This is a genomic window from Brevundimonas faecalis (assembly GCF_040549405.1).
GTDB lineage: Bacteria > Pseudomonadota > Alphaproteobacteria > Caulobacterales > Caulobacteraceae > Brevundimonas > Brevundimonas faecalis.
Window position 1 is genome coordinate 897453 of the sequence record NZ_JBEPTF010000001.1, and the last position, 12229, is coordinate 909681.

10 protein-coding genes and 1 tRNA gene are annotated in these 12229 nt (G+C 67.9%); 8 read left to right on the top strand and 3 right to left on the bottom strand.

What is annotated here, in order from left to right; translation table 11 throughout:
- Nucleotides 1-151: 151 nt before the first annotated feature.
- From ABIE19_RS04290 to ABIE19_RS04325, 8 genes are all read left to right on the top strand, one after another.
- Entirely contained in the window at nt 152-1063 is a 912-nt protein-coding gene (locus ABIE19_RS04290) for a LysR family transcriptional regulator (RefSeq protein ID WP_354087899.1), read from the top strand.
- Between the two features lie 199 nt (nt 1064-1262).
- Nucleotides 1263-1853, top strand: coding sequence for a hypothetical protein (locus ABIE19_RS04295; RefSeq protein ID WP_354087900.1), 591 nt, complete (start codon nt 1263-1265; stop codon nt 1851-1853).
- Between the two features lie 76 nt (nt 1854-1929).
- Entirely contained in the window at nt 1930-2661 is a 732-nt protein-coding gene (locus ABIE19_RS04300; RefSeq protein WP_354087901.1) for a fimbrial biogenesis chaperone, read from the top strand.
- Between the two features lies 1 nt (nt 2662).
- The gene (locus ABIE19_RS04305; protein WP_354087902.1) at nt 2663-5284 is read left to right on the top strand and encodes a fimbria/pilus outer membrane usher protein; all 2622 of its coding nucleotides are present in this window, start codon (nt 2663-2665) and stop codon (nt 5282-5284) included.
- The gene (locus ABIE19_RS04310; protein ID WP_354087903.1) at nt 5247-6179 is read left to right on the top strand and encodes a hypothetical protein; all 933 of its coding nucleotides are present in this window, start codon (nt 5247-5249) and stop codon (nt 6177-6179) included. Before ABIE19_RS04305 ends, ABIE19_RS04310 begins: the two co-directional genes overlap by 38 nt.
- Before the next feature lie 417 nt (nt 6180-6596).
- Complete coding sequence (locus ABIE19_RS04315; RefSeq protein ID WP_354087904.1) at nt 6597-7163, top strand: helix-turn-helix transcriptional regulator; 567 nt, start codon at nt 6597-6599, stop codon at nt 7161-7163.
- Between the two features lie 127 nt (nt 7164-7290).
- The gene (locus tag ABIE19_RS04320; RefSeq protein ID WP_354087905.1) at nt 7291-7494 is read left to right on the top strand and encodes a ribbon-helix-helix domain-containing protein; all 204 of its coding nucleotides are present in this window, start codon (nt 7291-7293) and stop codon (nt 7492-7494) included.
- A 185-nt stretch (nt 7495-7679) separates the two neighbouring features.
- Complete coding sequence (locus tag ABIE19_RS04325) at nt 7680-10328, top strand: autotransporter family protein (RefSeq protein ID WP_354087906.1); 2649 nt, start codon at nt 7680-7682, stop codon at nt 10326-10328.
- Nucleotides 10329-10499: 171 nt separating this feature from the next.
- Here the strand turns inward: ABIE19_RS04325 and ABIE19_RS04330 are convergent.
- The 3 genes from ABIE19_RS04330 to ABIE19_RS04340 form a co-directional block, all read right to left on the bottom strand.
- Nucleotides 10500-10589 (bottom strand) — tRNA-Ser (locus ABIE19_RS04330).
- Nucleotides 10590-10683: 94 nt separating this feature from the next.
- A complete protein-coding gene (locus tag ABIE19_RS04335) occupies nt 10684-11625 on the bottom strand; it encodes an NUDIX hydrolase (RefSeq protein WP_354087907.1) in 942 nt (313 codons plus the stop codon).
- 8 nt (nt 11626-11633) lie between these two features.
- Nucleotides 11634-12227: a YfbR-like 5'-deoxynucleotidase gene (locus ABIE19_RS04340; RefSeq protein ID WP_354088583.1), complete on the bottom strand. Its 594-nt coding sequence runs from the start codon at nt 12225-12227 to the stop codon at nt 11634-11636.
- Nucleotides 12228-12229 lie beyond the last annotated feature (2 nt).

A 12229-nucleotide genomic window follows, 5' to 3' on the forward strand; every position in this document is an offset into this window, starting at 1 on the left:
TGTCTGAAAGATGGAAAATCCATCTGGAAACCTGTCCGGGTCCCGCCGTCGCTGCGACAGCCCGGGAACTAGGGGAAACTAGGTCGAAGCCCACGACGGAAAAATCGGCGCCCTCTTCAATCAGCTTGAAGTTTGCCTTCATAATGGGGCCATGGATCGCACCCTGCTGCCGGCGCTCGCCGCCTTCGCCGAGGTCGCCCGAGAGGGCGGCTTCACCGCCGCCGCGCGACGATTGAACGTCTCGCCCTCGGCCCTGTCCCAGACCCTGCGAGCCCTGGAGGAGCGGCTGGCCGTGCGCCTGCTGAACCGTTCGACCCGGTCGGTTTCGGCGACAGAGGAGGGGCGGCGTCTGCTGGCGCGCATCGAGCCGGCCCTGGCCGACATCGCCCAGGCGATGGTCGGCCTGGACGACGACCGGAAACAGCCGACGGGGGAGATCCGCATCTCCACCTCGCGGCTGGCGGCGCGCTATTTCATCGAGCCCTACCTGGGCGAGTTCCGGCGGCGTTATCCCAAGGTGCGTCTGGAACTGGTGATCGACGACGGCCTGGGCGACATCATCCGCGAGGGCTGCGACGCGGGCGTCCGCCTGCGCGAGGCCGTGCCGGACAGCATGATCGCCGTGCCGATCAGCCCGCCCATGCGTCTGGTGGTGGTCGGCTCGCCCGCCTATCTGGCCGGTCGACCGGCGCCGCGAACGCCCGCCGATCTGGAGGCGCACGACCGCGTCGCCTTCCGGCCCGGCGTCCAGGGGCCGATGCTGAAATGGGAGTTCACGGACCCCGATACGGGCCGCGAGTTCACGGCCGAGCCGCCCGCCGCCTTCGTCACCAATGCGGACGAGACCATGCTGAGCGCCGGGCTGCAGGGCCTGGGCCTGGTCCAGCACATGGACTGCATGGTTCGCGAACATGTCGCGGCGGGCGCCCTGATCCGCATGCTGGACGACTGGTGCCCGCCCTTTGACGGCTTCGATCTCTATCTGCCGTCGCGCGAGCAGATGGCGCCCAAGCTGCGGGCCCTGGTGGATTTCCTGGTCGAGAAGCGGCGCGCTCTGGACTGAGGAAACCTCCGTGACGCTTCAGTCGTCGCGATCGGAAAATTAGCAAAATTGACTAGCCGAAGACGCTGAACAGCCTTGGGGATGCGAGCCTGCGGGCGTCGCCTCTAAATGGCGACATTGTGGCGACAGGCCGCAAGGTTCGGTTTCGTCTGAAAACGGCGCTCCGGATAATCAATAACAATAGGCTTTGGAGGAATAGATGCGTGCTTTTATTGTCGCCATGGCGACGGCTGCTGCGGCTGTTCTGGCGGTTCCCGCCGTGGCCAGCGCTCAAACCAATGTAACCGTGACCACCAGCGTCACTAACTTCTGCGGCATCGGCCTGGCCAATGTGGCCGGCGGCAACGTCGCCGTCGCCAACGGCGCCCGGCAGAAGGTCACGACCCTGCGGATGTCCTGCAACTCGGCCACCGGCGCCAAGCTGACCTCGAGCGCGCAGAACGGCGACTTCAAGTCCCCGGACGGCGTCCTGATCAACTACGACTGGGATCTGGTGGTCCAGGGCGTGCCGAGCCTCGGCTTCGCTCCGGTCGACACCTGGCCCGGCAGCCCGGCGATCGTCACCAACTCGGGCGGCTATAGCCAGGCGCTGGCCGACGGCATCTTCGCCGATCTGTTCCTGAACCTCTGCTACAATGTCCCGGGCGGTCCGGGCGTGGGCGGAAGCCAGGGCGACAACACCAATCCCGGCTCTTCGGGTTGCGCCGCGGCGCCGTTCGGTCCCGGCGCGGCCTCGGCCCCCGCCGGCACCTATACGGAAGTCTTCACCTTCGCGCTGAACCCGGCCTGACCGGGAGGAAGGCGGGGAGTCGTTGGAGCGGCTCCCCGTTTTTCCTGCGCCTTTTTCTGCAGGGGAGGATGCAGTCATGAGATTGCAGTTGTTCGCCGCCGCCGCCGCAGGCCTGATCATGGCCATGGGCGCGCCGGGCGGCGCCGGGGCCATGGACGTCTCGCCCATGGTCGCCAAGATCACGCCGTCCGGCGGCGGTTCCAGCTATCGGTTGACGGTGCGCAACGACAGCGCCGCGCCCGCCACGGTGGAGATCGAAGTCTATCGGATGCAGGTCGACGGGAACGGCGCCCGAAGCCTGACGCCGGAAGACAACGACATCGTCGCCTTTCCGGTCCAGTCGGTGATCCCGCCGAACCGGGAACAGGTGGTCCAGGTCCGATACCTGGGCGAGGCGACGGACGAGGGCCGGATGTATCTGGTCCGCGCGGCCCAGTTGCCGATCGACATGCAGGCGGCGACCGGAGGCGACGCCGGCGCCGACATCAAGGTGGCCTTCACCATCAACACCTATGTCTTCGTCGCCCCCGCCAGCGCGCGGGCGGCGGTGGAGGTGACGGCGGTGTCGCGGGCGCCGAACGGCGACGTCCTGCTGTCGGCGCGCAATACGGGGACGGGCTTCGCCCATCTTCGCGAGGCGCGCTTCGTCCTGACGACCGCCGACGGCAAGGCGCACGAGGCGCCGGCCGCCGACGTCGATGTGGGCGAGGTCAGCGTCATGGCCGGCGGCGCGACGCGTCAGATCCGCATTCCGGCGGCCCTGATCGCGGGCGTGAACGGCGATGTGACGGCGTCGATCGTCCTGTGACATGTCCAGTCGCACGACGACCTGGCGTCTGGGCGTGGCGGCCGCCTGCCTGGGCGGCGGCCTGGCTTCGTCCAGCCGCGCGGAGACGCCCTTCGCCATGGACGAGGTGGTGAGGACGGCGAGGGATTATTCGGGCGAAAGGGTTGGAGCCGCCGCCGCCGTGACGGTTCCGATCGAGCGGAGCGACTCCAAGGTTCCGCTCGCCGCCGGCGCCGCGTCGGTCGTTCCCCCCGCGGGCGACGCGGCGGCCGGCGGACTGCAGGACCAGGCGCCGAGCGCCCGGCCCACGCCTGTCCTGACGCCGATCCAGGGGCCGTTGACGCTCGACGGCCGCTATCTGGGCGACATCAGCGGCGAGGTGGACATGCAGGGCGAGGGGCTGATCGACGCCGTGGCCCTGATGGACCTGCTGGGCCCCAGGGTGTCGCCGGCGGTGCGCGAGCGGCTGAAGGCCGTCATCGCATCGCGGTTGAGGGTCGGCATGGCCGATCTGCGCGGCGATGGATTCTCCCTGGTCTTCGATCCCCTGTCCCTGACCTTCGTCGCCGAGCTGGCGGCGAACGCCCGGGCGCGGCGCGACGTCAGCTTCACGCGCAACGACGTGGTCGATCCCGCCGCCTTCGACCAGCCCGCCGGTTTCGCGGCGGGGGCCAACATCAGCCTGGCCCAGCTCTATTCCCACGACGAGGGCGAGTTCGGGCCTCTGTCGGCCGGAGTGGACATGTTCGCCAAGGTCGGCGGCTTCGACGGCGTCACCCTGACGGCGGGCGTGGACTATGACGGCGGCAGCCGCGACCAGAGGTGGCGACGGCGCGAGATCCGGTTGACCAAGGACCTGTTCCAGTCGGCGATCCGCCTGATCGCGGGAGAGTTCGCCCCGCCGGTCGAGAGTTTCCAGGGGTCGCAGCGCTTCCTGGGGTTGTCGGCGGCCCGGGCCTATTCGACCATTCGGCCGTTCCAGAACGTGCGGCCTTCGGGCCGTCGCCAGTTCACCCTGGATCGGCCGGCCCTGGTCCTGGTCGAGGTCAACGGGGTCATCGTCGAGCGCATCCGCCTGGACGCCGGTCCCTATTCCCTATCGGACTTTCCGTTCGGCCAGGGCGCCAACGTCGTCCGCCTGCTGGTCGAGGAGGACAGCGGTCGGCGTGAGATCGCGGTCTTCGACCTGTTCGGCGGCGCGGGCCTGCTGGACCCCGGCGTCGTCGATTTCGGCGTCTCCGCCGGGGTGCTGGAGGAGGGCGGGCAGCTGGAATACGGCTCGACCCTGGCGGCCACCGGCTTCGTGCGAAAGGGCGTCACCGACGCCCTGACCCTGGGGGCCAACGCCCAGTGGGCGGACGGGCGCGGGCAGGTCGGCGGGCTGGCGATATGGGGCAATCGGCTGGGCCTGATCCAGGCCGGCGCCGCCCTCAGCTACAACAGCGACACGGGCAACCAGGGCTATGTCGTCTCTCTGGACTATCTGCGCGAGGCGACCCTGGGTCGCGAGGTCGATCTGCGGCTGACAGCCTCGGCCCAGGCGACCAGCCGGTTCTTTCAGACGGCGTTCGAGAACTCGGCCTTCAATCGCGAGCAATGGCGGGCGGCGGGGCAGGCCCTGGTGCGATACAAGGCCTATTCGCTCAGCCTGGGCGCCGCCTTCGTCAAGGGCCGAGGCCAGGATGACCGCACCGACTTCAGCGTGGCGCTGGGCCGCACCTTCCGGCGCTTCGGGATCAACCTGGCCTGGCAGCGCGGGGCGACGAGCAACGGGATCGAGGAGACGCGGTTCGGCCTGACCCTGACCTCGCGCTTCGGCGGCCGCTGGAGCGGGGCCGCGCGCTACGACAGTCAGAACCAGTACCGCGAGGTGGGAATTTCACGCGCCTCCTCCGGGCGACTGAACGATCTCAGCGGCGACATCCGTTTTTCCGAGGATCGGAACAACCAGACCCTGTCGGGCGACCTGCGCTACATCAACAACCGCTTCGACGCCGAGATCATCTCCAATCGCCTGGTGTCCACCACGCCGGGCGGCGAGACGCGGCAGGAGTCGCTGTGGCGGCTGTCGACCATGATCGGCTACGCCGACGGGGCCTTCGGGATCGGCCGGGCCTCGCGCGAGGGCTTCGTCATCGCCACGGGCCATCCGACGCTGAAGGGCGCGCGGATCAGCCTGACGGATTCCAGCGGCTATCCGGTGGCGCGCAGCGGCTGGTTCGGACCGGCGATGGCGGGCGTGGATCGCGGCTACGGCGTCCGCCGCTATGAGTTGGACGTCGATCCCCTGCCTGCGGGCTATGACCTGGGGGCCGGGGTGATCACCGCCTTCCCAGGTTTCGGCGACGGCTACAGGGTCGTGGTCGGCAGCGACGCCGCCTATACCGCGCGCGGCGTCCTGGTCTCTCCGGCCGGACCCGTCGCTCTGGTCGGCGGGGTCATAGAGGCCGTCGGCGCCGCCGAGGGCGCGACGGGCAAGCCCTTCTTCACCAACCGCAACGGCCGCTTCGTCGCGGACGGCATGGCGCCTGGGCGCTATCGCCTGGTCGTCAAGGGGCAGGTGCTGGGGGAGTTCGTCATCCCGGAAAACGTGGAAGGAATAGTCGATGTCGGCGAGATCAAGACGTCCGCGCCCGTCTCTTGAGCGGCGTGGAACGGGAATAGGCGCGGGCCTTGGTCTGGCCCTGGCCCTGCTGGCGTCCGCGACGGCGGCCCAGACCTGTGATCCGGTCCTGACGGAGGGGAGCCAGGTCGTCCGTATCATCTACAACCCCTTCGCCGTCGGCCCCTCGCCGGGCGCTCTGGACCTGGGGCTGGAGAACCGGGGGGAGGCGCCGTGCGACCTGCGGCTGTCCTTCACCGATGCGGCGGACGTGGAGGCGACCGACATCACCCTGGGCGGGGTCGGCATAAGGTTCCGGCCCCGGGAATCCTCGGGCGTTCAGGCGGCGGACGTGCAGAAGGGCGTCTTCCAGTACCTGCTGGCGCCCGGCGTCCGCGGCGTGGCGCAACTGGACGCCGTCGTGGTGCATGAGGCGGTGGCTGACGCCGGCGAGTACGGCGTCGATCTGCGCCTGCTGGTGAAGGACGTCGATGGAAGGATCCTGATCGCGCCTATCCCTGTGCGGCTGACGTTGCAGTCCACGCCCCGGGCGCAGTTGAACCTGGCGGGCGCCGCCGGCGCCTTCGGCGCGGGCTCCAGCGTCGAGGTGATCGATTTCGGCGAGGCGGCCACCGGCGCGACCCGGCGCATCTATGTCCAGGTGCGGGCGAACGCCCTGTCGACCCTGTCGATCAAGTCGGAACATGGAGGTGTCATGCATCGCGTCGAACAGGTCGAGAACGCCACTGTCGTGCCCTATGGGCTCGAACTGGACGGTCAGTCGGTCGATTTATCCGCGCCGTGGGAAAGGGAAGTCGATCCGCCGCGCACCCTGGCGGGCGTCTCTCTGCCCATGATTTTCACCCTCGGTGAAATAAAAGGTCAGATGGGAGGGCGATATGAAGACGTAATAACCCTTGATGTCTATCCAAAATAGGCGTTTCAAAAAGTAAAAATGGGTAAATTTCCTGTATTTCTTACATATACTATCAACATTCTTAGCAATGTTCGCAGTTATTCGGCAGCTTACGTCAGTGTTGATTTTTGAACATTTTGAAATTGTCGTTCTTTTCTTTGTACGTAAATGTGCGTATTTTCTGATATATTATTGATTTAAAACCAAAATTTCCATCTTTTTTCTTGAAATAAATCTGAGTTGTGCCGAAGTGGAACAAAGGAGCGGCGATTTCGTGATCGCTCCGAAAAGAAAAGCTCAGGTAGGGAGCAGGATGTGATGATTGGGTCCGAGGTTTCATCCGCGCGGCATGGCGCGAGCAACGACGGCTTCGTGCGAGGTTTCGCGGACGCCTCACTGGATGCGTCGGGACGCGAGGCCCGTTCCTATGCCCGACCCTTGTCCGACAGCGCTGTCCGCCGTGTTTCGGAAGCCGACGCCTGGTTCGAGGACGACGAATGCGCGCGGTTCATCCTGGACATGAAGGGCCACGTCCTCAGGGCCAACGCCAGCGCCAAGGCCTTGGCGGCCAGCGGAATGATCGGTTCGGGCGGAGTCTTCATCTGTTCCAGGCATCGCAGTCGCGGCGAACTGGACCGGCTGCTGGAACGCCTTGCGGCGAGGCGGCAAAGCAAGGGGCGCATCCTGTTCCGCGCCGGCGACGACGCCTGGTGCACCCTGGACCTCATGACCAGTTCGCGAGCGCCGGGCCGGATCTTCGCCGTCGCGCGTCCGGTGAAGTGCCTGGACGCCGAGCGTGTCGACAGCATGGCCGCCGTCTTCGGCCTGACACGGGCGGAAAAGACCATCCTGATCCATCTGGCGGATGGAGAGGCGCCCAAGGACATCGGGCGCGTCCTCGACATGTCGATCCACACCGTTCGATCCCATCTGCGCTCCATCTGCATGCGCATGGGCGTGAAGGGCATCAACGGGGCTCTGCGGCTGACCCTCCAGATGTGCTGAAGCGGCAGAGGCCTCGGGTTCAGCAGGCTGCGCCGTGTGGAAGGTTCCAGGCCCTACCTGGTATTTCCCCGAAATTGAGGTCGTGAGTTCCCACCCTATCCTCGGCGCCGGACATGCGGAGGCGCTGATGACGGATGCACCGAAAGCCCGCGGGCGACCCAGGGTCGGCGCGATCGCCGTCAATGTCCGTGTGCCGCCCGACCTCGTGGAATCGATCGACCGCTTCATCTCGATGGACGCGCCCGGCAGTTCGCGCGCGGAGGCCTTGCGTCGACTGGCGGCCGAGCACTTGAAGACGCTCGGCGTCAGGCCCGCGCCCGACACGCGTTGACGTCTGGGTCTGGGGTCTGTTGCGAGGTTCGCGACGCCAGCCGAGACCCGCACCGATGGTGTTTATGAATCCTATACCGGCCATGCCGCAGGGTCGGTTGTTCATATAATACCGTTGGCGGGGCAGAAGTGATGAAGGCGTGGGTGAAGGATCGTGCGGCAATTCGCAGCTCTCGCCGATCGCTAATGCTGTCTACGGCAGCCGCCACGCTGGTCTGCATCTGCCTTGGCGAGGTTCCGGCCCACGCGCAATCGGTCGTGGGGAGCGGCAATCTGAGCCCGGGGCCTGTTCAGACGCCGACTTGGGCGGTCGACGGCGATCTGCTGGTCGGAGACGCCGGAAACGGCCAGCTGGACATCACGGCCGGCGGGACGGTGATCAACGATACCGGCCATATCGGTTACGACACGGACGGCAACGGCGTCGTCACTGTTTCTGGGACGGACGGCGGCGGCAATGCGTCGACCTGGACCAACAGGGGCGATCTTTTTGTCGGCTCCGGGGGAACGGGGACCCTGAACATACTGGCGGGCGGCAAGGTTTCCAGCCTCGGCGGGATCATCGGCGCCGGCGGAGCGGGCGAGGTTCTGGTCAGCGGACCGAATTCGTCCTGGGAGAACAGCGGGCGCCTCAGCGTCGGCCTGTTCAGCGCCGGAACCTTGCGTGTCGAGGGCGGGGCGACGATCTCCAGCGCGGACGGCGTCGTCGGCGACGGTGACCGAGGCGAAGCCGTTCTGACCGGTCCGGGCACGACGTGGACCAATACCGGCCAGTTCACGGTCGGGAGTTTCGGCGACGGCGTCTTGCGTGTTGAGAACGGCGCAACGGTCACGAGCAATCAGGGCTATATCGGCGCCGGCGCCGGAGTCACGGGCGAGGTCACAGTGACCGGGGCGGGGTCGAAGTGGCTGATGACGCCGTACAGCCTGACAATCGGCAATTTCGGGACCGGTTCGCTTACGATCGAGGACGGCGGGCTGGTGCGCGCCGAAGGAGGCGTCCTGCTCGGCGTCGACGCCGGGGGCGGCGGGACGCTGCTGGTCAAGGATCTGGCGGGCCGTCGCGGCGTTCTGGAAACCAGCGGGATCAGGGCCGGCGCGGGGGCGGTGAGCGTCGTCTTCGACGGCGGTCTGTTGCGCGCGACGCGAAACAACGCCGCCTTCTTCGACAACTTCGGCGCGCGCAGCGTCGTCATCGGCCCGAACGGCGTCGTCATCGACACCAACGGCTACGACATCGGCATGTCGCCCAGCTTCTCCGGCGCTGGCGCCCTGATCAAGGACGGCGCGGGCAAGCTGACCCTGACCGGCGACAGCGGCCGAACCTTCACCGGCGCCGGCAGCGTCATCTCCGGGACGCTCGTGGTGGACGGCGTCCTGGGCGGGACGATGCAGGTCATCGGCGGCCGCCTGCAGGGGATCGGCACGGTCGGCGCCACGATCCACCAGCGAGGCGGTACGATCGCGCCGGGCAATGGGATCGGCAGGCTGACGATCAACGGCGACTATCTCGGCAACGGCGGCCTGCTCGAGATTGAAACCGTGCTCGGCGGCGACGCTTCATCGTCCGACCGTCTCGTCATCACCGGCGCCACGGCCGGCTCGACCCTTGTGAAGGTCCTGAACCAGGGCGGGGCCGGCGCGGCGACCGTCGAAGGCATCAAGATCGTCGATGTCGGCGGCGCCTCAAACGGCGATTTCACCCTGCAGGGCGACTATGTCTTCCAGGGGCGGCAGGCCATCGTGGCCGGAGCCTATGCCTATACCCTGCAGAAGAACGGCGTCAGCACGCCGAACGACGGCGACTGGTATCTGCGCTCCGCATATCTCCCGTCCGGGACCGACCCATCCAAGCCGACGCCGGTTCTGCCGATCTATCAGCCGGGCGTGCCGATCTATGAAGCCTATGGTCAGGTCCTTCAGAGCCTGAACGGCCTGCAGACACTGCGTCAGCGCGTCGGCGACAATTTCGACGACCAGACGGTCCGGAATTCCGCGCCAGGCCGCGCCGTCTGGACGCGCGTCGACGTCGCGCATCGCCGGAGCGCATCGGGGCTGTCGACCAGCGGCGCGGATTATGAGATCGGCAGTTGGCGAATCCAGGCCGGGGCTGAAGGACGCGTGGCGGCCAACGAGGCCGGCGTGCTGGTGGGCGGCTTCACCCTGCATCATGACGAGGCGCAGGCCGACGTCGGCTCGGTCTACGGGAACGGCGAGATCCGTACGCGCGGCGTCGGTTTCGGCGCGGCGCTGACATGGTACGGCGAGAACGGCGTCTATGCGGACCTGCAGGGGCAGGCGACCTGGTTCGACAGCGACCTTACCTCGACGACGACCGGGCGGCGGCTCGCCGAGGAGAAGGCCGGCTTCGGCTATGCGCTGGGGTTGGAAGGCGGACGTCGCATCGCGCGTGGGGGAGGCTGGTCGCTGACGCCGCAGGCGCAACTGACCTATTCCCGGGTCGATGCGGACAGTTTCGTCGATCCGTTCGGGCCTCATGTCAGGCTGGACGACGGCGACAGCCTGCGCGGACGGCTCGGCCTGTCCGCGGATTATCTGCGGAGCCGAAGCGAAGCGACCGCGCGACCGAGCGACGTCGCATTCTACGGCGTCGCCAACCTGTATTATGAGTTCCTCGACGGCGTGACGGCCTTCGTCGCGGACACGGCCTTCACCACCCGCGAAGAGCGGCTCTGGGGCGGCCTGGGCCTCGGCGCCAGATATGGATGGGGCCGCTATGCGGTCTATGGCGAGGTCGAGGGCCAGACCGGCCTGGCCCACTTCGCCGACAGCCACAGGGTCGCGGGCCGCGCCGGATTCCGGGTCAGCTGGTAGACGCTTGATCGTCGATGACGGCGGCGCGCGGGGGCGCCGCCGAGCCAGGCGCCTGCGACGGTCTGGGTCAAGCCCAAGGGCCTGCGGGATGCCCAGGGGCGTCAAGCCGACGACGCAGCGCGTCGCGCTTCATCCCGTGGGGGCTAAATCATTGGATTTACTGAAGGCCGGTGGCGGAGAGGGTGGGATTCGAACCCACGGTACGCTTCCACGTACGCCGCATTTCGAGTGCGGTACATTCGACCACTCTGCCACCTCTCCGCGGGGCCGATATTCGCTTGGTCGAGCGAGGCGTCTGTCTAGTCAAAGGCGGCGACGGCTGCAAGCGATTCCGCTGCGGAAATCGACAAATCTTTCAGCGCTGTCCGGGCAGGGTCAGGCCGGGGGCGGCGGCGCCCGAGGGATGGGCGCCGAGGAAGCGGAAAAGCTCGGCCGGGCGGCCGCCGGTGTCGCTGGCGAAGACGCCCGTGGCCTGGGCCAGGCCGGCGCGTTCGACGCCGCGCCGGAAGTTCTGCTTGTGCAGGGACAGGCCGGCGACGGCCTCGGCCGCGCCCTGCAGGGCGGACAGGGTGAAGGTTTCGGGCGTCAGGTCGAACAGGACCGGGCGGTACTTCAGCTTGCTGCGTAGGCGGCCCAGGGCGGTGGCGACGATGCGGCGGTGGTCCGAGGCCATGGGCAGGTCGGGAAGGACGGCGGGGGCAGGGCGATCGTGGTCGCGGGCGGATTCGGCGACCAGGCCGGCTTCATAGAGAAGCTCGTAGCGCTCCAGCACCTTTTCCTCGTTCCAGCGCCGTTCGGGCGACAGGGCGAACAGGGTCTCGATCCGCGCCAGGCGTCGGGCGTCTTCGGCGGCCCAGGCGCGCAGGCCCGGCTCCAGCGCGGCCATGACGGCGGGGCGGCCGTCGCGCCAGTCCTCCCAGGGGAAGATGTCGAAGACGGGCGTCCAGGCGGCGTCCAGGCCCGGCGCGGCGGAGGCGTCGCGCGTCAGGGCCAGGTAGCCGACCGAGACTTCTCGCGCGCGGTCGGGGCCGGGCGTGGCGCGGGGCGAGGCGCGGCCCAGGTCGCCGAAGGTGTAGAGCTGTTCGACGAAGCCCAGGGGAAAGCCGGTCTGGGCCGTGACGAAGGCGCGCAGGGCCAGCTCGAAGGTGCGGTCGCGCGCGGGGTCAAAGGGGCCGAAGGGCAGGGCCGGGGCGCCGTCCGCCGCATGGGTGGTCAGGACGACGGCCTGGCGGTCGCGAAGGGCGATGACGACGGCGGACAGGCCGATGCGAACGCCCAGATCGCCCCCCTGCGCCATGCCGGTCCCTATTCCGTATGCCAGGCGTCGGCGCCGGGCAGGATGCCGACGGCCTCGGCCAGGACGCGATAGCGGTCCAGGTAGCGCTGCTGGGCCACGGCGGCGGGCAGGGGATCGATCACCAGGTCGTAGCCGACGGGCGGGGCGCCGAAGATCTGCAGCGACTCGCGGCGGTTGAAGCCCGCCAACTGGGTCGCCTCATAGAAGGCGCAGGCGCGGTCGGCCTTCTTGATCAGGGTCTTGATGGTCTGCGGCGTCTTGGGCGGCAGTTGGAAACGCACGTGGATGGCGGCTTCCAGCCGGGCCTCGAAGTCCTTGTAGCCGGCGCCCAGGGCCGACTTGAACGGCGAGATCATGTCGCCGATGACGTATTCCGAGGCGTCGTGCAGCAGGGCGGCCAGGCGCCATTTCGGCTCCAGCCCCGGACGGATGTGGGCGGCGATCTCCTCGACCACCAGGGAGTGCTGGGCGACGGAGAAGGCGTGCTCGCCGATGGTCTGGCCGTTCCAGCGGGCGACGCGGGCCAGGCCGTGGGCGATGTCCTCGATCTCGATGTCGAACGGCGACGGGTCGAGCAGGTCCAGGCGACGGCCCGACAGCATGC